Source organism: Pseudophaeobacter sp. (assembly GCF_039971195.1).
In the GTDB taxonomy this organism is placed as follows: domain Bacteria; phylum Pseudomonadota; class Alphaproteobacteria; order Rhodobacterales; family Rhodobacteraceae; genus Pseudophaeobacter.
The window spans coordinates 33,206-54,795 of the sequence record NZ_JBDWPJ010000069.1 but is presented as its reverse complement, the minus strand read 5'-3'; the positions used below and the strand labels follow the sequence as shown (position 1 = coordinate 54,795).

Here is a 21,590-nt window from a genome sequence, read left to right as displayed (position 1 = left end):
AAACAGGAGCACAGGATATGACACCGCTGTTGCAGGTGAAATCACTGACAAAAATGTATGGCCCCCGGATCGGTTGCAAGGATGTGAATTTTGATCTCTACCCTGGTGAGGTCATGGGCATCGTTGGTGAAAGCGGATCGGGGAAGTCGACGCTGCTGAACGCCATGGCGGGACATCATCCGCCGGATCGCGGCGAGGTGGTGTTTGACACCCGCGCAGATGGGCCAAGGGACACATTGCAAATGTCCGAACCCGAACGGCGGATGCTGGGGCGCACCGACTGGGCCTTTGTGCATCAGCATGCCCGCGATGGTTTGCGCATGTCGGTTTCGGCCGGCGGCAATATTGGCGAACGTCTGATGGCTGTGGGTGGGCGGCACTATGGGGACATCCGCGCGCAGGCCGCCGATTGGCTGGGCCGGGTGGAGATCTCTGACGCCCGTATTGATGACCGACCCAGCGCCTTTTCCGGTGGCATGCAGCAGCGGCTGCAGATCGCCCGCAATTTGGTGACCGGCCCGAGGCTGGTGTTTATGGATGAACCCACCGGAGGCTTGGATGTTTCGGTGCAGGCACGGCTGTTGGATCTGCTGCGCAGCCTGGTGCGTGAAATGGGGCTGAGCGCCATTATCGTCACCCATGACTTGGCCGTTGTCCGCCTGCTGGCGGATCGGTTGATGGTTATGAAAGACGGTCATGTGGTGGAAAGCGGCCTTACCGATCAGGTGCTGGACGATCCGCAGCATGCCTATACCCAGCTTCTGGTTTCCTCGGTGCTGCAGGTTTGAAGGACAAAGACGATGATTGAACTCAACAATGTGAGCAAAAGCTTCACCCTGCACAACCAGGGCAGCGCGGTGATCCCGGTGATGGAGCGGGTGAACCTGGCCGTTTCTGCCGGGGAGTGCATTGGCCTGGTGGGCGCTTCTGGGGCCGGGAAATCCACCCTGATGCGGCTGATCTACGGCAACTATCTGGCGGCCGCTGGTGAGGTCAAAGTAGGTGGGCTGGATGTGGCCCAGGCGGAGCCGCGCCAGATCATCGCGCTGCGGCGCGAAACCCTCGGCTATGTCAGTCAGTTTCTGCGGGTGGTGCCCCGGGTGCCCGCGCTCGATGTGGTGGCAGAGCCTTTGCTGGCCGTTGGCTCTCCGGTTGACGCCGCGCGGGACAAGGCCGCCAGCCTGCTGGCGGAGTTGAACATTCCCGAGCGGCTCTGGAGCCTCAGCCCGACGACCTTTTCCGGCGGCGAGCAGCAGCGGGTGAATATCGCACGCGGCTTTGCCTATGACTATCCGGCGTTGTTGCTGGACGAGCCCACCGCCAGCCTGGATGCAAAGAACCGTGCCACCGTGCTGCGGTTGATCGAGGGGGCCAAGGCACGCGGTGCGGCGATCATCGGCATCTTCCATGATGAGGCTGCCCGTGACCAGGTCTGCGACAGCTCCATAGACGTCTCGGCATTCTCGCCACAGGCGGCGGCATGACTGCCAGCTCTGAAAAAGGGCCGGTGATTGCGGTTGTCGGTCCCTCGGGCGTTGGCAAGGACAGTCTGATGGAGGCCCTGGCAAAGACGGATCCGCGACTTTGCCTGATGCGCCGGGTGGTGACCCGCGCACCAGAGGCCGGGGGGGAAGATTACCACGCGGTCAGCGAAGAGGAATTTTTCAGGCAGGTGAAGGCCGGGCAATTTGCCCTGCATTGGCCCGCGCATAGGCTGCACTACGGCATTCCGGAGAGCATCGAGGCGCTGCGCGCTGCGGGCAGAGGCGTGTTGGTCAATCTGTCGCGGGCGGTGCTGCTACAGGCGCAAGAGATCTTTGGCGATCTGATTGTCTTATCTGTCACGGCCAGCCCAGAGGTTCTGGCTGAGCGGCTGGCAAAGCGCGGGCGTGAGGACGCCGCCGAGGTTCAGCGTCGTCTTGCCCGCGCGCGCCAGCCCTTGCCTGCGGGGCTACGGCAGCTGCACCAGATCGACAACAGTGGCGACTTGGCGCTGGCGGTATCTGCCGCCCGTGCGGTGATCTACCCGGCCTCGACGCCAGTGAGGGCATAGCGGTGGAGCAGATGAAACCGCCCCTCTGGATCTTCCCCCACCAGTGCAAAATTGCGGATCACCAGCGGTTTGGGCAGGAGTGGGATAAGATGTGTGTTGAGGGCCGCCTCGACCGCGGGCAGGTCTGCTTTGGGCAATTTGCCAGTGAGGGTCAGGTGAAAGCGGAACTGATCCAGCACATAGGGATAGCCCCATGTGGTGAGGTTTGCCTCCTGCGCCGGGGTGAGCCCCGCAGCGCGGCGTTTGGCCAGTTCCGCCTCGGAAGCGGGTGCGCGAAAACGGTCGAGACCCTGCACGCAGGCGGCGGCAAACTGAGAAAGCGCTGTTTCAGCGCCACTGACCTGCACGACCAGAAACCGTCCCAGGCGCGCCAGATGCAGCCCCTCCAGGGTCACAGGCGCCAAATGGGAGGCCAGCGCAGCGCAGGCCGCCTGCAGATCCTCCAGCGTGCAGCCCGCAGCCAGGCGCATTGGCGGCTTCAGCGTCGCATGCAGCCCGTATTTGCGCGGCACCGCAGTGATTTCCGCCAGATCAAGACCGGCAATTTCCGGCTGTGTAGCGGCGTGTCCAGCCTCCATGTCCCACCCCAGCCATTGGGTGGCAAACTGGCTCCACTCGGCATCCGCCGGGGGGGCGTAATAAATCGCGTATCGCGTGAATGTCACATTGGCCTCCTATACGTGGCCGTTCCTATAGCTCGAAAGTTGTGAAGCTCAGATGACAGATGAATTGATCCTTGCCAATGCCACCCTTGTTTTGCCCGTTGAAACACTGCGCGGACAGGTGAAAATCCGCGGCGAAGAGATTGTGGAGATCTCCACAGGCGCGGCAGTCCCCAAGGGGGCGCTGGACTGTGAGGGCGACTACCTGAGCCCCGGAATGGTCGAGCTGCACACGGATAATCTGGAGCGCCATATCCAGCCGCGCCCCTCGGTCGATTGGCCCCATTCTGCCGCCATCATGGCGCATGATGCCGAGCTGGCAGGGACCGGGATCACTACCGTGTTTGACGCCATGCGGGTGGGGTCGGTCAGCCGCAAGGAAAGCCGCTATGGGTCCTATGCCCGCGGTCTGGCGATGGAACTGCTGGAGATGCGGGCGAAGAATGCGCTGAAGATCTCGCATTTTCTGCACCTGCGGGCAGAGGTCTGTTCTGACACCCTGCTTGAGGAATTGGCAGAGTTTGGGGAAGAAGACCGGGTTGGTCTGGTCTCCCTGATGGATCACACGCCGGGGCAGCGTCAGTTTCGTGACATCTCCAAACTAGAGGCCTATGTCAAAGGCAAGCACGGTTTTGATGAAGCTGGCTTTCAGGCGCATGTGGCGCATCTGAGACAGTTGCGGGAGACCTATGGCGACCTGCATGAAGTCGAAGCGGTCAAGGCGGCGCGGCGCTTTGGAGCAGTGCTTGCCAGCCATGATGATACCACTGCCGATCAGGTTGCGACCTCTGCCGATCATGGCATTCATTTGGCGGAATTCCCCACTACGGTGGAGGCGGCGCGGGCCTGCCATGCTCATGGCATCAAGGTGATGATGGGGGCGCCCAATTTGATCCGGGGAGGCTCGCATTCGGGCAATGTCGCAGCACAGGAGCTGGCCGAGCTGGAGCTTCTGGATATCATCTCTTCTGACTATGTGCCCGGAGCGCTGCTGATGTCGGCGGTGAAACTGGGGCAGATCTGGGGGGATATGGCGCGTGGGCTGTCCACCGTGACACAGGCCCCGGCGGATGCGGTTGAACTGTCTGATAGAGGCCGACTTGAAGTTGGCAAACATGCGGATCTCATTCGCTTCAAACTCATCGACAACACGCCAGCCCTGCGCGGCACCTGGGCACGCGGGCAGCGGGTGGCCTGAACAACCCAAACAAGGGTGACCCGTTTCTTGCGGTTTGAAAGCAGGCTTTGCAACAGGCGCAAGAAACGGATCGCTTGGGCGTCACACCTGACCCTAGACCATGGGCATGCAACAGAGGAAAGGCATGTCCATGGAACTTCAAGGTAAGACAATCATCATCACGGGGGCGAGTAGTGGCATTGGCGCGGCGGCAGCCTTGCTGTTTGCCTCAACCGGGGCAAACGTCGTATTGGGTGCCCGACGGCAGGGAGAGCTCGACAGGCTGGTCGGTCAGATCACCCAGAGCCATGGCAATGCGGTTTGCCTGGTGGGCGATGTCAGCGAAGAGGCCTACAATCAAGAACTGGTGACGCTTGCAGAACAGCAGTTTGGTGGCCTGCATGGCGCCTTTAACAATGCTGGCACAACAGGAGACATGGGGTCGATCCCGGACATGAAGACCGAGACCTGGCAAGAGGTGCTGGCGGTCAATCTCACCAGTGGGTTCTTTGCGGCAAAACATCAGATCCCATCTCTGCGCAAAAGCGGCGGCGGCTCTTTGGTGTTCACCTCATCCTTTGTGGGCCATACCATTGGGTTTCCCGGTATGGGCGCCTATGCTGCTGCCAAGGCAGGGTTGATTGGCATGACGCAGGTTCTGGCCGCAGAACATGGGGGTGAGGGCATTCGCGTCAACGCGTTGTTGCCCGGAGGAACCATGACCCCCATGGCCGGGGAAGATGCCGATTTTCATGCGATGGTACGCGGATTTCACGCCCTCAAACGCATGGCAGAACCAGCCGAGATCGCACAGGCCGCATTGTTCCTACTCTCGGACCGGGCTTCCTTTGTCACCGGGAGCGCCATGCTCGCAGATGGCGGTAACTCCATAACCAAGCTGTAATTTGGACAGAGGTCACAAAAAAGGAGGGGGCTCTGGGTTAGATCCCAAAGCCCCCTCTGTTGGGTGAACACATCGGCCAAGCCCTAGGCGCGGTAGAACATGTAGCGGCCTTCGGGAATGCCTTCGGGGCCTTTTAGCTCTTCAAATCCGACCAGGGGCTGGCCTGAAACCACGATGCCGCCTTTGGCCATAACGGAAGCGATCACCGGTGACATAGCGGCGGCTTCTGCCACATCCTGTTCTTTGACACCAAAGCCAAAATCATAATGGGCCAGAACGATCTTATGGCCCTCGGCCTTGAGGCGCTCCAACATCGGAACCGCTTCGCCTTGTAGGAAATCCTCTTCGGGTGGCACACAGGAGGGGTGGCATTGAAGGACCCGGTCGATGACCCAGACGCGGCGGTCGGGCAGGGTCTCGCGCAGGTGATCATAGGTGCGGCCATTGCCTAGCCCCATATCCAGCACATCGCCCGCAACCCCGGAAATTTCAGCGGCGGCCCAGTTCAGCCCGTCGCGTTGAGCGGTAAAACGGCGCAGCATTGAATCCAATCGGCTCATGTCAGATCTTCCTTGTTGTCAAATGTCCAGACCACTCCAGGGCCTTGCATCAGGTGCGAGATCAATGCCTCGGTAAAATCCCAGATGGCCCTGTCATGCGCCAGATGATGGGTGAGGATACCATAGGGCTCGGTATTCTCTGCAGTGCTGGTCCGGCGTGCCTGCAACTGTTCGCTGACTTGGTTGATCAACCGGTCGGGTGCAACCAGCGACCGGCTGCCCTTCCAGTCAATCGGGTCCAGATGGGTGTTGATCTGCGCCAGTCCCGGCGCGGCCTTAGGGCTTTTGCGTGGGGTAAAGGTCGACAGGGCGGTAAATCCCAGATCTGCCATCTTTGGAGGCAGTTCAGCGGCAATCCGGTTCCAGGGGGGCACAAACATCGGCAGCAGACGCGGGCCAAACAGGGTGTTTAGCCGGGCCAACCCCTGTGCCATATCCGCTAGGGCGTCATCGGTGGGCCGGTCTGCCGGGAACTCGCATTTTTTCCGGCTTGGATCTGCGCGGTTCTGATGCGCCCAGCCATGCACAACAGGGATCAGTTCTGGATGCTGCTCGAGATAAGCGGCGAGTTCAGGCGTTGCGGTCTTGGGGATCACCGCAAGATGCACTGGCAGGGCCAGTTTGCGCGACAAGGCGCTGAGCTGGTCCAACTCTGGTGTCGGCTCAGTCGCGTCATCGTCGCGCCACCACAAGGGCAAGGTCATCCCGGTGTCGCGCCATGTAGCCAGCTCGGCATCCAATTGGCTCCAATCTGGTGTCATGCACCTGCTCCTGCCAGTTCATGGGCAATGCCCACCGCGCGCTGGGCGCCATCAAATTTAAACTGCGCGGCGGAGCGGCGCGGGGATTGGAGCACCTTTTCAACAGCGGCTACCAGACGTTCCGGAGTGAGATCTGCGGTGCGCAGGGCCTCAAATCCTGGCAGCTGCGTCAGGCTCTTGGCACGCAGGCCCTGTTCGACCTCTTTGCCAGCATCAAAGGGGATCACCACGGCAGGGGTCTCTGCCTGCAGCAGGTCTAGTGCAGTGTTGTAACCACACATGCTGACAGAAGCCGCCACATGGGTCAGCATCTGGCGAAAATCAGGACGCGTGGATTCTATCTTGGCCGGAGAGATGGATTTTGACAGCGCGGCAATGCGAGCCGTCGCATCTGTGCCGCCTACTAGGAGCCGCCAGCGATGATCTGGCATCAGCCGTGCCGCCGCCAGAGCTGCCTGATAGATTTCATCTCCGACGCTGCCGCCCCCGGCGCTTACCAGGATCTCACCTAGACCTGCGGCCTGCGGGTGAGCCCCAGCTGCAGCCGGCGCGACAAAGCCCGTGTAACGCAGTTTGGCAGCCAGCATGTCAGAAACTGGCCAGCTGAGCTCAAGCCGCGCGGCCTGTGGATCGGCATGCACCAGAACCGCATCGTAGAAATCTGCTATCACCGCATCGGCCTTGGTGGCCTTTTCCGGTTTGGAGGGCGGCGCCAGGATATCGCGAATCGAAGCCAGGATCTTGGGCGGTTTTGGCAGCGCCTTGGCAGTGCGCAACAGGGCAAGGAATTCATGCCGCAAAGACCGACGGCCAAAAGGGTAGAGCTCGGTGATCAACACATCTGGCTGCATCTGCTGCAACGCTTCGCAAAGTGCAGTCTGGCGGTGCTGGTGATATGTTTCATCAGCCAAGTCGCCCTGGGCCGTTAAAAGCTGGGTGAAACTCACCCCGTCTGAGCGCAGCGGCGGCAGTTGCAGCAGGTCAATCCCCTTGCTGTCCAGTTGTGGTGCAGGAAACCCACCTGAGACAATCTGCACCCTGTCGCCAGCCTCTTGAAAGGCCCGCGCCAGCGTCAGTGCCCGAGACAGATGCCCGGTGCCCAACAGGTGGGTGACAACGATCATCACCTTCATGCTGCGGGCCTTTTCAGCAGGCGCACGGGCTCGGCCCAGGGGGTGAGGGTCCCACCGTCCAGCTCAACAACAAACAGCCGATTGCGTTTGATGCGGAAGGGGGCGGGACCGTCAAAACTCCAGCCATAGGCCTGCGCCAGGATCATCCGCATGATGCCGATATGGCAAACTGCAACCGTGTCGTGCTGCAGGCTGGCAAGCCAGGGTTTGATGCGGGCCCAGACCTCGGCGGGGCTTTCGCCCTGTGGCGGGCGATAGTCCCAGCCCCAGTGCTCGATATCGCGAAAACCACTCTGCGGATCGGCCTTGAGCTCAAGCCCCTTTTTGCCTTCCCAATCGCCCCAGAACATCTCTGTCAGGTTTGGCGCTGTTTGGGGTGTCTGGCCGGTGACCAGTTCGGCGGTTTCCACCGCGCGCGACAGCGGGCTGGACCATAGGTCAGCCTGATCCCAGGGGGCAGGTAGGGAAAATTCGCGAAGCTCTGCACGGGCGGCCTCATCCAATGGGATGTCGCTGCGGCCCTGGATCTGACCAGCGCGGTTCCAGGCGGTATGGCCATGGCGTAAAAGGGCAAGGCGGATCATCTGCTTTTCTCCAACAAAGGCGCAACAGCACTCCAGAAGCGGGCAGAGGCTGCCGGGGCGAGATGGTGGCCCGCGATCCTTTCACGGGCCTTCTTTCCCAGTTTCTGGCGCAGTTCTGGATTGGCCAACAGCTCTTGCAAACGACTGGCCAAGGCGTCGGCTCCAAGTTCCGGGTCAGGATAGCTACCCGGTGCAAGAATGTCCCGCATACCGGGGCGGTCCTGGGCCACAACCGGGAGCCCATGGCTTTGCGCTTCGAGATAGACCATGCCAAAGGCCTCATTAACGCCGGGCCAGAGGAACAGGCTGGCCTGTTCGTAGGCTGCCGCCAGTTCAGATTGAGAGCATTGTCCCAAAAGGGTGACGCGGGTTCCAAAGGGCGCCATCAGGGCCTTAACCTCGGGCCGGGCCGGCCCATCCCCGGCGATCTGGAGCTGCCAATCGCCGTCAAGCGCCTGTAGGCAATCGGCGATGATCTGATAGGAGGCGAGCTTGTCGCCGGGGCGCATCATGCCCACCGTCAACATCGGACCGGATGTTGCGCTGGCTCTGGGAAGGGAGGCGTTTGGTAAAAATGGCGCTAGGCAAACTAGCGTCTGATTGGGATGCTTTTCCCGCTCCAGGGTGATCAGATCATTGGCGGTCAGATAGAAAATCAGCGCTGCGGCATCAGCCGCATCGTGGGCGGCCTGGGCAAACTCGGACCAGGCACCGCTGAGGCGGCTGGTGGCGCGGGTACTTTCGATCTGCACATAGGGGATGTCCCGGGCGCGGGCCACTACTGGGCCGACAAGATCCGGCGCCTTATAGTAGTTGTGGTAGGTCACCCAAAGGTCCATCTTTGGCATCTCTTCGATCAGCCGCCCGGCCTCTAGCGCGGCCTTTTCCCGCAGGTTCTCTTGCAGACTCTGGTCGCCATGTTTGTCAAAGACCTTGAGCTCGGTCACCAATTCGACCTCGGCGCCGCCTGCCTGGATGATCGCCATCAGATTGCGGGCCATTTCCCGATCCCCTGAAGGCACCGGGTGGCGCGGCGATTTCATTGGCGCATAAAAGGCAACTCGTATGGGAGCAGGTTTTTTCATGACCCCTGTAGCATGGCGTCCAGTCGGGCAACCAGCTGGGCAATGCCGGGATCCATGCCAAAGTCACGGCGCAGTCGCTCCAGCGCGGCCTCGGCCATGTTTTGGGCCATGCGTGGCTGCTGTGCCAGCGACAGGAGGGCTGCGGCCAGCGCCTCTGGGTCATCCTTGCTGAGCAACCCATGGGCGCCGCTGTCGATGAATTCCGGGATGGCAGAGACCGGCGTTGACAGGATCGGCAGCAATTGCGAGGCAGCCTCCATCAGCACATTGGGCAATCCGTCGCGATCGCCATCCGCCGCCACCCGACTGGGCAGAACAAAGAGATCAGAGGCCCGCATCGCCGCAATGACCTCGGGTTGGTCACAGGCACCGCGCCAGGTAATGCGCTGGGAGACACCAGCGTCCTCTGCCATGTCCTGCAGCAGATCGTTCAACCCGCCACCACCGATATGAGTCCAGTGCCAATCCAGTTCAGGTGGCAACAAAGCCAGCGCCGCGATCAGCCGGTCAAAACCCTTCTTCTCCACCAGACGCCCCACGGACATCAGTTTGAGCGGATCCTTTGCGCTGCGCCATTTGCGGGCTGGGGGTTTAGGAAACCGTGCCAGATCAAGCCCGTGATAGATCAGATCAATGCGGGTGGGATCATCTGACATTTCTTGCAGGTGACGCGCGCCAAATGCGGTGCAGGTGGCGCCAAAGGCGGCGCCATGGTGCTGGGAGGAAAGTTTCTCGGAAATTTCCCAATCGGGCGAGGTCCAGATGTCCTTGGCATGAGCCGAGAAGCTCCAGGGCAGCCCGCGCATGATCGCCGCATAGCGCGCGACGGATGCGGGTGTATGCAGGAAATGGGCGTAGAGCCCGAGCACCTCGGCAGGGGCTTCGGCTGCCAGCACACAGGCCTGCCCAAAACGGCGGATGCGATTGCGGCTGGGATCGCGGCGCAGGTCTGCCCGCCAGACCCGATAGGCTTCGCCGTAGCCAGGCAGGGCCTGGGCTGTTGTGCGGGCGGCCCAGACGCGACCGGGCTCTTGATAGAGATATTCCGGCAGGTAGCGCACCCGCGCCTGCAACCTGTCGTGCAGCGGGTGGCGTTTGACATCCGTAGGATGACGCAGCGACCAGATCTCAAAGGCCTGCCCGGCTTCTTCCAAGGCCACAAGCTCCTGCGCAATAAAGGTCTCTGACAGCCGCGGCCAGCCTTTGACCAGAACCGCCAAGGGCGGAGTGTTGGAGCTCATTCGGCGGCCTTTCGCGGCTGTTCTTGCAGCAGGGTCGCGACCCGTTTGGTCACGCAGTCCAATCCGTCCAGCAGCCCTTCTGAGAAGGCCGCCGAGGGTGGCTTTTGATTTTCCAGGGCGGCAATGGCCCTGGTCATGGCTTCTGGCGTCCAGCCATCGCGGGTCTCATCGAGCATGGCCACAAGGCCCAGCTCTTCGGCGCGGCTGGCGCGGATCCATTGTTCCAGACGCGGCGTGGTACGCGGGACTATGACGGCGGGTTTGTCAAAGGACAGCACTTCGCAAAAGGTGTTGTAGCCACCCATGCAGACCACGCCCTGCGCTCCGGAAAACAGGTTCTCGATCCGCGATTCAAACCCGACCGAGGTGACCCGCCCCTGCAGGGCCTCAACACGGGCCTCAAAGGCCTCGCGGGTTTCACCGGACAGGAAGGGACCATAGACCAGAACCGCGCGGGGGGACAGGTCAGGATTTTGCTCATAGGCCGAAAGCACCAGATCAACCATCATTGCGCCATCACCGCCACCGCCGGGGGTGATCAGTACATAGGGCTGTTCCTGTGGCGCATCCCATGCGCCCAGATCGCGGCGCAGATAACCGGTCCAGTACATTCGATTTTGCGCCGCCGGGCTGAGGTTCAGCCCCTGGGTCGGGTTATAGATAGAGGCAAGCCCATAGACCCAGATTTCGTCGTAAAATGTCTCGGTGGCCTCAATGGCCTCTTTTCGGGCCCATTCTTCGGCCAGAACCTCTGGCTCGTCCAAAACATCGCGCAGACCGAGCACCAGTTTGCAGCGGCCCTGATCAGCCAGGAATTCCAGCGCAGGCAGCAACTCGCCGCGAAATCCGGTGGGCTCCTTGTCGACAATCAGCACGTCAGGTTCAAATTGCTCGGCCATGGAGCGGATCAGGCCACTGCGCAATTCGGTGGTCTCTTCGATGCTCATGCCCATGGTGCGCGAGGCATAGCTGCCATCGGAGCGCTTGATCACGCCGGGCAGGCGCATGTGGTCAACACGGGTTGGAAAGGCGAAGCGTCCGGCCACGGGTGATCCGGTCAGGATCAAGGCAGAGGCAGAGGGATCGGCGGAGGTGATTGCCCCGGCGAGGGCACGTGATCGGCGCAGATGGCCCAGTCCAAAAGTATCATGACTGTACAGCATCACCCGAGGGCCGCGTTGGGGGTGGTCTGGCTCGCAAGAGGAGTCTGTGGTCGAAGTCATGGGCTAGCCTGCAGGTGTACTACTAGAAGGTGGTGCAATAGGAAGGTGCTGAAAGCAAGGGGGTTACCCTTTGAAACACCCGATTTTGAAGCGAAATGGCGCCGAGAGGGCAAAAGCAGCAATCCTCTGCATCGTTTCCACCTTTGGCTCAGGCGATTTTGCCCTCTCAGCGCCGATTTGACCCTGCTGGGCCGTACAAAAAGGCTTCCGGTGTCCGTGGCAGCATGATTGCCCATTTGCATCGCTGACAGGTCATTGGGGGCCGGCGGGAGGTGTTCAATTGCGCAATCAAATCAGCGCGGTTACTTTGCTTCAACTAATATCGGAGCCTGTTTGGTATGATCTCTCGTTTTCTTCAGTTCATCTGGTTGAGCCTGGCGCTCATGTTTTTGTCCTTGGCGGTACCACAAACTGGGCTGGCGCAGGAGGCTGTGGAGGGCGCCACGGATCCAGTCGCCCGTGCGGTAGAACTGGCGGCCGAAAGCGGACTTGGCGTCATCATCGTTGATGGCAGTGGGGTCGTGACCGGCGGAGATGAACCCGCGGTTGCGCCCGCTGCCAATTCGATGGAAGGGGCGTCAGCGCTGATGAAGGCGCAGTCGGAATTCCAATCATTCCGACAGGAGCTGCGCAGCCGTCTGGAGGCGCTGCCCTATTCGATCTTTGAGATGAAGTATATTCTGCGCCAGACCAGCCCGGACGGGCGCATCATCACCTATGTCGAAGTGTTGGGCTGGAGCTTGTTGTTTTTGTTTATCGGGCGTTGGCTGTCGGTGGAAATCTACGGCAAACGCATAGCCAAACGCTATGTGGTGGCGCGGATTAAGGAAAACCCGGAGGGCTATTACGAGAAGATGCCCTTTTTGGTCTATCGGTTCTTCATGGGGGTCTTGGGGACTATCTTTGCGATGGTCTTTGCCCTGTTGCTCTCCTATCTGATTTTTGGGGCTTCGGGGGACAGCTCAATCGAATTCACCGTCACTGCGATCTACACGGCCTTTTTTGTCGCCAGTGTTGTTTCCGATCTGTGGCGGATGGTTCTGTCTCCCTATCTGAGCCAATACCGGATGCCGGTGTTTTCTGACGGGGATGCAAAACGGCTGTATTTGTCTGCCTCCCTGCTGGCGACCTATGATGTCTTTTCCCAGATCTTTGCCACCTGGGTTGGTGATTTTGGTCTGAACTATAACGTCTTTGCGCTGGTATCCGGCTTCCTAGCTTTGATTGGTGCCTTGGCCAGCGTGTTTTTGATCGCAATCAACGCCCGTGCCATTTCCAATGCAATTCGCGCGGGGCAGAGCAAGGAAGATTGCTCCTGGTTGCTGCGGATCCTGTCGATGCTCTGGTCACCCGTCATGGTCACCTACATCATCTTTGGTTGGCTGAAACTGGTGTTTGATCTGGTGCTGGAGCGGGAGATGTCGATCCCATTGATGGCGGGCACCTATATGGTGCTGACCTCGATTTTAGTGGTCTATGGCGTGATCAATTACGGCATTGAGGCCTATGCCCAGCGTCGCCGCCTGCCAGAAGTGCTCGACCCGCTGCCCACTGCGGGCGAAGAGGGAACAGGCGAAGATGGCGCTGTTGCGGAGATCTCTGAGGAAGAGATCAAGGCTATGGCGCAGAGCCAGGGCTATCAGCTGTCAAGCTATGAAGACCTGGCGCGACGGGTTGCAGGAATCCTCGCCTTTCTGGTTGGCGCCTATGCCCTCGTTATGGTTTGGAACCCCGAAGCCAAATGGATGACAACCACTGCCGCCGAGCGAGCCTTTGATGTGGTGGTGATCCTGTTCATGGGCTACGTTGTTTATCATACCGCGCGGATTTGGATCGACAGCAAGATCGACGAAGAGGTCGGTGATGTCCAAGAAGCCGAACTGGGGGATGAGGGCGGCCATGGCGGCGCCAGTCGTCTCGCCACCCTGCTGCCATTGTTTCGCGGCGTTATCCTGGCCGTAGTTGTTGTCTCCATCATTCTCATCGTGTTGCTGGAACTGGGCGTCAATGTGAGCCCGCTGTTTGCCGGTGCTGGTGTGGTGGGTCTGGCTGTTGGCTTTGGCTCGCAGACCCTGGTGCGGGATATCTTTTCGGGCGCGTTTTTCCTGGTGGATGATGCCTTTCGCAAGGGGGAGTATATCGATATTGGCGATGTGAAAGGCACGGTTGAAAAAATCTCGGTCCGGTCTTTCCAGCTGCGTCACCATCTGGGCGCGCTGCACACCATTCCCTTTGGCGAGATCAAGGTGCTGACCAATTACTCGCGCGATTGGGTGATGATGAAGCTGCCGCTGCGGGTGACCTATGACACCGATGTCGACAAGGTCCGCAAGATGATCAAGAAGTTGGGGCAGGAACTGCTAAGCGATCCGGTGATTGGCGACAGCTTTATGCAGCCGCTGAAATCGCAGGGCGTCATCGAGATGCAGGATTCAGCAATGATTATCCGGGTGAAGTTCATGACCAAACCGGGGGATCAATGGCTGATCCGTAAACGCGTCTATCAGGATATCCGCGAACTCTTTGCCCGCGAAGGCATCAGGTTTGCGCATCGCGAGGTCACGGTGCGCCTGGCGGAAGATCAGGCTGAGGACATTCCGCAGCAGAAAAAAGAAGCCATGGCAGGTGCCGTTCAGGCCGCCATTGATGAAGACATAATGGATGTGAATGGCGGCGGCGATGACCGCTAAGACGATTTAGGGCGGGCGTGTTTCCATCTGCAGAAGCTGTTCTGCAGGGCAAAGGGGGGGCTCCCGCCCCCAACACGGTCCGCTGGCGCGCCTCGTTTGGCGTTGGGCTTGGCGCCGGGCCAGAGGCCCGGCGCGCGATCGCTTTGCCGCAGCCCGTATTGGTCACTAATAGCCTAGGAAGATGCCAACCACTGCGGTGATGCGCTGCCACAGGCGCGGGCCGGGCTGTCCCATTGCATTCGGGTTTCGCCAATTTGCAGCGCAGGTTTCAGGCGCCGCGCCGGTCCCCAGCTGCTGTTCTCAACCTCTTCGGCGTAGTCCTCTGGGGTGGGGGCGGTGATTGGGGCGCCTAAGAGCTGCCTCGGGATCTGGACCAGCTCTTCGGCCATGCGGGCTAGGGAAAGCCGGGCGCTGGCGGCAGCTTGGGTCGTTTGTGCCCTGGTGAGGGCATTCAGAACCGCGGCGGCGAGCAAATAGCCGGTCGCATGATCCAGGGCCTGAACCGGCAGGGGTGTTGGCTTGTCGGTCGCAGCCCAGTGGGATCCGGCCTCAGCGATACCCGCACTCATCTGCACCAGGCTGTCAAAACCGCGCCGCTTGGCCCAGGCGCCGGTCCAGCCATAGGCATTGAGGCAGACCTCGATCCGGTTGGGGGCAATTTGTGTGCGCTTGGGACGGCTGAGGCCAAGACCGTCCAGAGCGCCGGGGCGATAGCCGTGCACCAGAACATCTGCCTGAGCCAGCAGTTCTTCGAAACGTTGCAAATCCTCCCTGTCACGAAGATCTAGTGTGGCCATGGACTTGCCCAAGGAGATATCCTGTATCACGCCGGGCTCGTCCCAGCCGGGGGGGTCAATGCGCAAGACCTCTGCTCCAAACCCCGCCAGGGTTCGGGTGGCAATCGGACCGGCCAATACCCGCGTGAGATCCAGCACCCGCAGTCCGGCCAGAGGGCGCGCAGCTGTTGCCTCGGGACGATTGCGGAGCAGAACGGGACGCGGGGCCACCCAGTTCACCAGCGGCTCTTGCGTGACGGCCTGCCCCTGTGGATGTTCCAGCCACTGCGCCCGACTGCGCATGAAGGCGGCAACGCCACCGCGCTCCACCACGGCGCTTTCCAGCTCTGACCCATTCCATGTCTCCACGGCGCTACGCACCGCTGCGGGGTCTTCGGCGCAGCCCAGAACAGACAAGGCCGCCGCGCGGTGATGCGGCAGGTTGGTGTGCAGCCTGATCCAGCCATCCCGGCAGGGGTAGTTGCCGGCAATCGGGTCCCAGAGGCTGGGCAGTTCCCAGCCCTGGGCGGCAAAACTATAGCCAAACCAGAGCGAGGCTAGGCGCTGATTTACAGTCACCGGCAAGACCTCAGAGCTAAGCTCTGTGGCCTGCATCAGCAGGGCCATTTGTTGGCCGACGGCGGCAAAGCTGGCATTGGCCAGCTCACTCACGGCAAAGGCGCTGTCGTAGCGCCCGGACCCGGTAACCTGATAGCTTCCTGGGGCCGGGAAGTCTTGTAGCAGCGTCATTGTTGGTAGGGGTCCAGACTGTCGCGCAACCCGTCGCCAAAGAAGTTGAAGGCCAGCACGATAATGACAATTGGCAACATCGGGATTGCGGTCCAGGGGTAGATCTCGATTGAAGCGAGGTTCTGCGCATCATTGAGCATCACCCCCCAGCTGACCGCTGGCGCCCGCAGGCCGAGGCCAAGGAAGGACAGCGCCGTTTCGCCAAGGATCATGGCCGGGATCGACAGGGTAGCCGAGGCAATAAGATGTGACATGAAATTGGGGATCAGGTGTTTGCGGATAACCCGGCCCGAAGAGGCTCCCATCATTTCAGCTGCGCGGACATATTCCTCTTCGCGTAAGGAGAGGAATTTGGCCCGTACCGAACGCGCCAGTCCCGGCCAATCCAGGATGCCAAGGATCACCGAAATGATAAAGAACACCGCCACCGGTGACCAGTTGGAGGGGACTGCCGCTGACAGGGCCAGCCAGAGCGGTAGTTCAGGCAGCGAGCGCAACACCTCGATCACCCGGTTGATCACCCAGTCGATCTTGCCGCCGAAGTAGCCCGCAACCGAGCCGAAGAATATGCCCAGCACAAAGGAAACCGAAATACCAATGAGGCCGACGGTTAGCGAGAGCTGCGCCCCGTAAAGGATGCGGCTGAAGATATCACGCCCCAGCCTGTCAGAGCCCCAGAGGAAGACCGTGGCACCTTCGGGAGCGCAGAACAGATGCGTCTTTGATGGGATCAAACCGGCGATATTGTAACGCTTGGCCTCGCAAAAGAAATCCAGCTTGAGCGGGTTGTCCAGATCCGGTTTGAACACCCATTGAAAGGTTTCCAGATCGGCCTCGGAGGTCATCGGATAAATGAAGGGGCCGAGGAATTCGCCCTCGTGGAAGAAGTTGATCGATTGCGGCGGCGAGTAGAGATGCTCGCTCATCCGTTGGTTCGGACCATAGGGGGCGATGAAACCCACTACCGGCAACAACAGATAGCAGATCAACAGGAAGGCCCCAGAGATCAGCCCCAGCTTGTGGGTCTTGAACTTGCGCCAGATCAGCACAGAATTGGGGGCATCCAGATCTTTGCGCTCTAGCTCCAGCAGGGAGGCCTGCGGATCATAGGGCGCGTCATCAACAAAACGTCCGTCAGGAAGATGGGTCATGCGTCACGCCCCTCGTATCGAATGCGGGGATCCAGCAGAACCAGCAGCACGTCGGAAATCATGGTGCCGATCAGGGTCAGCAGGGCGACAAACATCAAGACAAAGGCTGACAGGAACATATCCTGGGTCTTGAGGGCTGTCAGCAGGGTTGGCCCGATGGTCTGCAGGCCGAGGACGACCGAGACCAGAACCGATCCGGAAATCATCGAAGGCAGCAGGTTGCCGATATCCGCCACAAAGGGATTAAAGGCCACCCGTAGTGGGTATTTTGCCAGCATCCGCGAGGGTGACATTCCCTTGGCCACGGCGGTTTCGACATAGGGTTTACCCAGTTCGTCCAGCATATTGGCGCGCAGCCGCTGCATCATCGCCGAAGCCCCGGAGGTGCCAATGACAAAGGTTGGAACGATCAGGTGGATCAGGATGGATTTAACCTTGTCCCAGGTCATCGGCTCGCCTTCAAAGGCCGGATCCATCAAGCCGCCAATGGGCAGGTTGAACCAGCGGTGGCCATAGTAGAACAGGATCAGCGCCAGCAGAAAGTTTGGCGTGGCAAGGCCGAGGTAGCCCACAAAGGCCGAGGTGTAATCCACCCAGCTACGGGCGCGGGCTGCCGCCAGAACACCCAGCGGCAGGGCAACGAGATAGACAAAAAGCACCGCTGCCAGATTGACCAGCACAGTGAGCCAAAGACTGTCTCCGACGATCTCGGCCACAGGGCGGTCAAACTCAAAAGACCAGCCAAAATTGCCTTGGATCAACCCGGAGAACCCATGCGGGCCGGGCAGGAAGCCAACCCAGATGAAGTACTGCTGCCACAGTGGCTTATCCAGCGCATATTCACTGCGCAGGAACTCAGCCTTGGCAACCCCGGCGGATTGCCCGCTGGCACGCAGTTCAGCGATCTGGTTTGACAGATAGTCGCCGGGTGGCAGGTTGATAATCACAAACACCAGAATAGAGACCACCCAAAGGGTCAGCAACATCGTGCCAAACCGGTAGATGGCGTAGCGTAGAATTTCCATCAGCCCTCACCATCCTGAAAATAGAATTCATCCGGGCGATAGACGCCAAAATGCGCGCCGGGCTCCCAGGCCCAGATGCCCTGTTTTGGGACGTTGCGCAGCCGCTTGGAGACAACGACCGGCTGCGGCGCGGCGGCAACAATGCCGATACCATAGACCTGGTCGGAATGGATCCAGAGCATCTGAGCCCAAGCCTCAGCGCGTTCGGCGTCGGAAGTGGCGGCCTTCCATTTCTCCATCAGTTCCATCAGGCGGATGGCGGGTTCCATGTCGGGCTCTTCGCCCGACATGCCGCCGGTCTGGTAGTGCTGTCCCCATTTTGGCCAGGCCAGGAAGACCTGATCGGTGGGCGCCAGATAGGCGGGCGATGTGTGTTTCTGCGGCAGACCGTTGTCCCAGCCGTACCAGACCGAGGCCATGGTGGTGCCGGAAAACACCCGATTGCGCAGGATGTCGCGGTCTAGCGGGCGCATGATCAGTTTGACGCCAATATCATTCCAGTCATCGGTGATGATCTGCAGGGCGTTTTCGACTTCCTGTCGCTCGCCTGCTGTTTCGACGATCAGCTCCATGGGGCGGCCGTCCGGCAGATAGCGAATACCATAGCCGTCCTTTTCCGTGAGCCCCGCATTGTCCAAGAGTTCATTGGCCAGATCTGGGTCAAAGGAGGCCCAGGCCTCCCGCAGTTCCGGCTTGAAGAAGGGGCTTTGCTCCAGCACCGACATGGCACCGGGTTTGGCCAGCTTGAAATAGAGCGCCTTGTTGATGGCAGCCCGGTTGATCGAGAGCGACAGGGCCCGGCGCACATCAACATTGCGCAGCACGTCACGCCAAACGGGGTCCGAGACATTCAGGTTGGGGTAGATGGCGATCTGCGAGGCCGCCCCGGTTCCCCAAAGATAGGTCTGATAATTGCCGCCATCGTTTTCGCCTTTGCGCAGGATCGGGATATCACGAAAGCCAAGGCCACGGGCCTGCAGGTCAGATTGCCCGGCGTTGGATTTTGCCGCAACCAGCCCGCCTGCCACAATCTCCATCTCAACGGTATCGATATAGGGCAGCTGCAGGCCGCGGCTGTCGACCCGGTGGTAGTAGGGGTTGCGCACAAACTGATGACGGATCCTCTTGCCTGCGGTGGCATTGATCCAGGGCTGCAGGGTGGGCAGTTCGTGGTTATCGAACTTGTACATATTGTCGTATTTGTTGTGCAACGCTGCCCAGCTTTTGACGCGGGCGTAGTCGACTTCCGCCGCCAGAGACTCGGAATCTGTGTAGTCTGCATGAAACTGCATCAGATAGGTCGACGGCCGGTAGATGAAGGGAGGACGTGCCTGCGCCAGGTTTTGCAAAAACTGTGGGTTGGGACTGTCCCATTCATAGACAACTGTGGTCTCATCCGGAAAACTGACCTCAGGCAGTTTGCCATCCGCATAAAGGAAATCCGGCGGCCCCGCCGGGCTTAGCAGCGGGTTGTTGGCGATGTCATTCCACCAGTATTCAAAATCTGCCGAGGTAAAGGGATCGCCACTGGACCAGCGATGACCTGGGCGCAGTTTAAGGGTGTAACGCTTATTGTCTTCATTCTCATAGCCCAGCAGGATATCTGGTTGCAGCTCGTAATCCTCGGTGTAGCCCACCAGGCGGGCGTAGCCATAGACAACCATCTGCCGGATGTCCTTGGAGCGGGTCACCATGGTGTTGAGCGTGCCGCCTTGCTGGCCAAATTCCCGGTCCCGTGCCTCCAGATCTACAATCAAAGGAACATGTGGCAGCCGTTCAGAGATGGGAGGCATATTGCCAGCCTCCACTTCTGGCTGCCAAAAGCTGCTTTCGACAAAGCTGGGTCCGGCCAGGCTGGGGAGCGGGGTCAACAGGCAGGCCGTGGCAAGAGCAAGGGCGGTTTTTGTGAGGTTAAACATGGCAGCGTACCTTGTGACCGGGTTCGAGCGGCACCAGGGGCGGCGCTTCGAAGCCAGAGAATTTGAAGTTTTCAGGCCAATCTTCGGGGCTGCCTGCCCCCTGCGCCACCAGCTTGAGGTCAATTGGCCGGTGAATGTCCGGCTCTGGTTGGGCGGCAATAAGGGCCTTGGTGTAGGGGTGCTGCGGATTGTGGAACAGGGTTTCAGGCGTGGCCTGTTCAACCACCAATCCGCGCCGCATCACAGCGACTTCATCGGCAATCCGAGCCACCACGGCCAGATCGTGACTGATGAACAGATATGAGAGCTGTTTCTGATCGCGGATCCGTTCCAGAAGGCGCAGGATCTGTTCCTGTACCGAGACATCCAGCGCAGAAGTAGGCTCGTCACAGACCAGCAGCGAGGGCTCCAGCATCAGGGCGCGGGCAATTGACAGGCGTTGGCGTTGGCCGCCAGAAAAGGCGTGAGGAAAGCGTTGCAGCATATCCGCGCCCAGCCCGACCATCTGCAGCATCTCTGCTGCCTTGTCGCGCTGTTCAGCACGGCTGCCGATCTTGTGAATTTCCAAAGGCTCAACCATCGTGTCAAAAATGCGCATCCGTGGGCTGAGCGAGGAATAGGGATCCTGAAACACCATTTGGGCTTCGCGCTGAAAGGCGGTGCGGGCGGTGCGATCCATCTTGTGCACCTGGATCGCTGCGTCCCCTGAGTTGGCGCGAAACAGCACCTCGCCGCCCTCGTCTGGTGGTTCTGCACCCAGGGCAATGCGGGCAGCAGTGGTCTTCCCGGACCCGCTTTCGCCAACAATGGCGAGGGTCTTACCACGCGGCAGATGCAGGTCAACGCCGCGACAGGCATGGATCAGGCTGGGGGCTTTCCAGCCCTTGCCAGCGCGCATGGTGTAGGTTTTGGAGACGGAATTCAGCTCAAGAATGAGGTCCTGCTGGGCGGGGACCGGCGTCGGTGCCGCAGCAGCTGGTATCTTTGGTGCCGCGTCGATCAAGGCACGGGTGTAGGCATGAGCTGGCTCTGAAAGCAGAGGTTCTGCCGCACCGGATTCCATGACACGCCCCTTGTGCATCACCACGACCTGCTCTGCCATATTGGCCACCACGCCAAGATCATGGGTGACCAGGATCATCGCCATGCCGGTATCGCGCTGCAGTTCCTTCATCAGCCCCAGAACCTGCGCCTGAGTGGTCACATCCAGTGCGGTGGTCGGCTCATCCGCGATCAGCAGTTTTGGCTTGGCCACCATGGCCATGGCGATCATCGCCCGCTGGCGCATGCCGCCGGAGAGCTCAAACGGATAAGAGCTGTAGGTGCGTTCGGGGTCAGGGAAGCCAACGCGTTCAAAACAGGTGAGCACTTCTTTCTTGGCGGCAGCTTCGCTTTTGCGGCCATGCAGCCAAAGTACTTCGGCCACTTGGTTGCCAATGCGGTGCAGGGGCGACAAGGAGCGCATCGGCTCCTGAAAAATCATCGAGATTTGATTGCCGCGCAGGTCCCGCATGGCGCGTTCCGGCAGGCGGACAAGATCCCTGCTGTCAGAACCATCATTGAACTCAATAGTGCCAGAGCGGATCTGCGCGGCCTTGGGCAGGATGCGCAGCACCGCACGGCAAGTCACAGTCTTGCCAGAGCCGCTTTCACCGACCAAGGCGAGAGTCTCTCCAGCGGCCACATCAAAACTGACATTGCGGACAACAGCATCTTCCTTGCCAAAGCCGATGCTAAGGTCTTTTACCGAGAGCAAAGGCGCCATTTAACGCTGCCCACGGTCATGTTTAGGTCCGGTCATAGTGTCCCGTCTTTCCCTGATCTTTTTTGCCCTCACCTTCGCGTGTGGCCCGCTGCCTAGTCAAACCCCATTTGCCTGAGTGCTGTTTTCCGGAG

The 21,590-nt window shown here is 60.1% G+C and carries 19 protein-coding genes; 6 read left to right on the top strand and 13 right to left on the bottom strand.

Annotated features, from left to right (window positions below; all coding sequences use genetic code 11):
* The first annotated feature begins 17 nt into the window (after positions 1-17).
* From phnK to phnN, 3 genes are read left to right on the top strand one after another with little or no spacing between them, the layout of a single operon-like run.
* The gene (gene phnK, locus ABJP42_RS06045) at positions 18-788 is read left to right on the top strand and encodes a phosphonate C-P lyase system protein PhnK (RefSeq protein ID WP_348339326.1); all 771 of its coding nucleotides are present in this window, start codon (positions 18-20) and stop codon (positions 786-788) included.
* Positions 789-800: 12 nt separating this feature from the next.
* Positions 801-1,484: a phosphonate C-P lyase system protein PhnL gene (phnL, locus tag ABJP42_RS06040; RefSeq protein ID WP_348339296.1), complete on the top strand. Its 684-nt coding sequence runs from the start codon at positions 801-803 to the stop codon at positions 1,482-1,484.
* Positions 1,481-2,053 (top strand): phosphonate metabolism protein/1,5-bisphosphokinase (PRPP-forming) PhnN, encoded by a 573-nt coding sequence (gene phnN / locus ABJP42_RS06035; RefSeq protein WP_348339294.1) that lies wholly within the window; start codon positions 1,481-1,483, stop codon positions 2,051-2,053. Before phnL ends, phnN begins: the two co-directional genes overlap by 4 nt.
* Here the strand turns inward: phnN and ABJP42_RS06030 are convergent.
* Positions 2,023-2,718 carry a DUF1045 domain-containing protein gene (locus ABJP42_RS06030; RefSeq protein WP_348339292.1) on the bottom strand — a complete coding sequence of 232 codons (696 nt, stop codon included), beginning with the start codon at positions 2,716-2,718 and terminating at the stop codon, positions 2,023-2,025. The two genes, phnN and ABJP42_RS06030, sit on opposite strands and share 31 nt — an antisense overlap.
* Before the next feature lie 52 nt (positions 2,719-2,770).
* Here ABJP42_RS06030 and ABJP42_RS06025 point away from each other — a divergent pair, with 52 nt between their 5' ends.
* On the top strand, positions 2,771-3,913 hold the full coding sequence (locus ABJP42_RS06025; RefSeq protein ID WP_348339290.1) for an alpha-D-ribose 1-methylphosphonate 5-triphosphate diphosphatase: 1,143 nt from the start codon (positions 2,771-2,773) through the stop codon (positions 3,911-3,913).
* Between the two features lie 130 nt (positions 3,914-4,043).
* The gene (locus ABJP42_RS06020; protein WP_348339289.1) at positions 4,044-4,796 is read left to right on the top strand and encodes an SDR family oxidoreductase; all 753 of its coding nucleotides are present in this window, start codon (positions 4,044-4,046) and stop codon (positions 4,794-4,796) included.
* A gap of 83 nt (positions 4,797-4,879) precedes the next feature.
* On the opposite strand, the gene ABJP42_RS06015 is transcribed toward ABJP42_RS06020, so the two are convergent.
* Genes ABJP42_RS06015 through ABJP42_RS05985 form a run of 7 tightly spaced genes read right to left on the bottom strand, consistent with a single transcriptional unit; the run spans position 4,880 to position 11,383 of the window.
* Positions 4,880-5,356, bottom strand: a complete 477-nt coding sequence (locus ABJP42_RS06015; RefSeq protein ID WP_348339287.1) for a class I SAM-dependent methyltransferase — start codon at positions 5,354-5,356, stop codon at positions 4,880-4,882.
* Positions 5,353-6,117, bottom strand: a complete 765-nt coding sequence (locus ABJP42_RS06010) for a polysaccharide deacetylase family protein (protein WP_348339285.1) — start codon at positions 6,115-6,117, stop codon at positions 5,353-5,355. Before ABJP42_RS06010 ends, ABJP42_RS06015 begins: the two co-directional genes overlap by 4 nt.
* Positions 6,114-7,250: a glycosyltransferase family protein gene (locus ABJP42_RS06005; RefSeq protein WP_348339283.1), complete on the bottom strand. Its 1,137-nt coding sequence runs from the start codon at positions 7,248-7,250 to the stop codon at positions 6,114-6,116. Before ABJP42_RS06005 ends, ABJP42_RS06010 begins: the two co-directional genes overlap by 4 nt.
* Positions 7,247-7,834, bottom strand: a complete 588-nt coding sequence (locus tag ABJP42_RS06000; RefSeq protein ID WP_348339281.1) for a histidine phosphatase family protein — start codon at positions 7,832-7,834, stop codon at positions 7,247-7,249. Before ABJP42_RS06000 ends, ABJP42_RS06005 begins: the two co-directional genes overlap by 4 nt.
* A complete protein-coding gene (locus ABJP42_RS05995; RefSeq protein WP_348339279.1) occupies positions 7,831-8,919 on the bottom strand; it encodes a glycosyltransferase family 4 protein in 1,089 nt (362 codons plus the stop codon). The genes ABJP42_RS06000 and ABJP42_RS05995 overlap by 4 nt, the downstream gene beginning before the upstream one ends.
* Entirely contained in the window at positions 8,916-10,160 is a 1,245-nt protein-coding gene (locus ABJP42_RS05990) for a glycosyltransferase family 4 protein (protein ID WP_348339277.1), read from the bottom strand. The genes ABJP42_RS05995 and ABJP42_RS05990 overlap by 4 nt, the downstream gene beginning before the upstream one ends.
* Entirely contained in the window at positions 10,157-11,383 is a 1,227-nt protein-coding gene (locus ABJP42_RS05985) for a glycosyltransferase family protein (RefSeq protein WP_348339275.1), read from the bottom strand. The genes ABJP42_RS05990 and ABJP42_RS05985 overlap by 4 nt, the downstream gene beginning before the upstream one ends.
* Before the next feature lie 338 nt (positions 11,384-11,721).
* Here ABJP42_RS05985 and ABJP42_RS05980 point away from each other — a divergent pair, with 338 nt between their 5' ends.
* Positions 11,722-14,073: a mechanosensitive ion channel domain-containing protein gene (locus ABJP42_RS05980; RefSeq protein WP_348339273.1), complete on the top strand. Its 2,352-nt coding sequence runs from the start codon at positions 11,722-11,724 to the stop codon at positions 14,071-14,073.
* A gap of 173 nt (positions 14,074-14,246) precedes the next feature.
* Here the strand turns inward: ABJP42_RS05980 and ABJP42_RS05975 are convergent, their stop codons facing one another.
* The 5 genes from ABJP42_RS05975 to ABJP42_RS05955 are packed head-to-tail and all read right to left on the bottom strand — an operon-like array spanning position 14,247 to position 21,459.
* Complete coding sequence (locus tag ABJP42_RS05975) at positions 14,247-15,599, bottom strand: CoA transferase (RefSeq protein WP_348339271.1); 1,353 nt, start codon at positions 15,597-15,599, stop codon at positions 14,247-14,249.
* Complete coding sequence (locus ABJP42_RS05970; RefSeq protein ID WP_348339269.1) at positions 15,596-16,750, bottom strand: ABC transporter permease; 1,155 nt, start codon at positions 16,748-16,750, stop codon at positions 15,596-15,598. The genes ABJP42_RS05975 and ABJP42_RS05970 overlap by 4 nt, the downstream gene beginning before the upstream one ends.
* Positions 16,747-17,775 carry an ABC transporter permease gene (locus tag ABJP42_RS05965; RefSeq protein WP_348339267.1) on the bottom strand — a complete coding sequence of 343 codons (1,029 nt, stop codon included), beginning with the start codon at positions 17,773-17,775 and terminating at the stop codon, positions 16,747-16,749. Before ABJP42_RS05965 ends, ABJP42_RS05970 begins: the two co-directional genes overlap by 4 nt.
* Positions 17,775-19,694 (bottom strand): ABC transporter substrate-binding protein, encoded by a 1,920-nt coding sequence (locus tag ABJP42_RS05960; RefSeq protein ID WP_348339266.1) that lies wholly within the window; start codon positions 19,692-19,694, stop codon positions 17,775-17,777. The genes ABJP42_RS05965 and ABJP42_RS05960 overlap by 1 nt, the downstream gene beginning before the upstream one ends.
* The gene (locus tag ABJP42_RS05955; protein ID WP_348339264.1) at positions 19,687-21,459 is read right to left on the bottom strand and encodes an ABC transporter ATP-binding protein; all 1,773 of its coding nucleotides are present in this window, start codon (positions 21,457-21,459) and stop codon (positions 19,687-19,689) included. Before ABJP42_RS05955 ends, ABJP42_RS05960 begins: the two co-directional genes overlap by 8 nt.
* Positions 21,460-21,590 lie beyond the last annotated feature (131 nt).

What these genes read in the sequence shown, in the direction of transcription:
- phnK (WP_348339326.1), top strand. Translation starts at nt 18, where the DNA reads ATGACACCGCTGTTGCAGGTGAAATCACTGACAAAAATGTATGGCCCC.
- phnL (WP_348339296.1), top strand. Translation starts at nt 801, where the DNA reads ATGATTGAACTCAACAATGTGAGCAAAAGCTTCACCCTGCACAACCAG.
- phnN (WP_348339294.1), top strand. Translation starts at nt 1,481, where the DNA reads ATGACTGCCAGCTCTGAAAAAGGGCCGGTGATTGCGGTTGTCGGTCCC.
- ABJP42_RS06025 (WP_348339290.1), top strand. Translation starts at nt 2,771, where the DNA reads ATGACAGATGAATTGATCCTTGCCAATGCCACCCTTGTTTTGCCCGTT.
- ABJP42_RS06020 (WP_348339289.1), top strand. Translation starts at nt 4,044, where the DNA reads ATGGAACTTCAAGGTAAGACAATCATCATCACGGGGGCGAGTAGTGGC.
- ABJP42_RS06015 (WP_348339287.1), bottom strand. Translation starts at nt 5,356, where the DNA reads ATGAGCCGATTGGATTCAATGCTGCGCCGTTTTACCGCTCAACGCGAC.
- ABJP42_RS06010 (WP_348339285.1), bottom strand. Translation starts at nt 6,117, where the DNA reads ATGACACCAGATTGGAGCCAATTGGATGCCGAGCTGGCTACATGGCGC.
- ABJP42_RS06005 (WP_348339283.1), bottom strand. Translation starts at nt 7,250, where the DNA reads ATGAAGGTGATGATCGTTGTCACCCACCTGTTGGGCACCGGGCATCTG.
- ABJP42_RS06000 (WP_348339281.1), bottom strand. Translation starts at nt 7,834, where the DNA reads ATGATCCGCCTTGCCCTTTTACGCCATGGCCATACCGCCTGGAACCGC.
- ABJP42_RS05995 (WP_348339279.1), bottom strand. Translation starts at nt 8,919, where the DNA reads ATGAAAAAACCTGCTCCCATACGAGTTGCCTTTTATGCGCCAATGAAA.
- ABJP42_RS05990 (WP_348339277.1), bottom strand. Translation starts at nt 10,160, where the DNA reads ATGAGCTCCAACACTCCGCCCTTGGCGGTTCTGGTCAAAGGCTGGCCG.
- ABJP42_RS05985 (WP_348339275.1), bottom strand. Translation starts at nt 11,383, where the DNA reads ATGACTTCGACCACAGACTCCTCTTGCGAGCCAGACCACCCCCAACGC.
- ABJP42_RS05980 (WP_348339273.1), top strand. Translation starts at nt 11,722, where the DNA reads ATGATCTCTCGTTTTCTTCAGTTCATCTGGTTGAGCCTGGCGCTCATG.
- ABJP42_RS05975 (WP_348339271.1), bottom strand. Translation starts at nt 15,599, where the DNA reads ATGACGCTGCTACAAGACTTCCCGGCCCCAGGAAGCTATCAGGTTACC.
- ABJP42_RS05970 (WP_348339269.1), bottom strand. Translation starts at nt 16,750, where the DNA reads ATGACCCATCTTCCTGACGGACGTTTTGTTGATGACGCGCCCTATGAT.
- ABJP42_RS05965 (WP_348339267.1), bottom strand. Translation starts at nt 17,775, where the DNA reads ATGGAAATTCTACGCTACGCCATCTACCGGTTTGGCACGATGTTGCTG.
- ABJP42_RS05960 (WP_348339266.1), bottom strand. Translation starts at nt 19,694, where the DNA reads ATGTTTAACCTCACAAAAACCGCCCTTGCTCTTGCCACGGCCTGCCTG.
- ABJP42_RS05955 (WP_348339264.1), bottom strand. Translation starts at nt 21,459, where the DNA reads ATGGCGCCTTTGCTCTCGGTAAAAGACCTTAGCATCGGCTTTGGCAAG.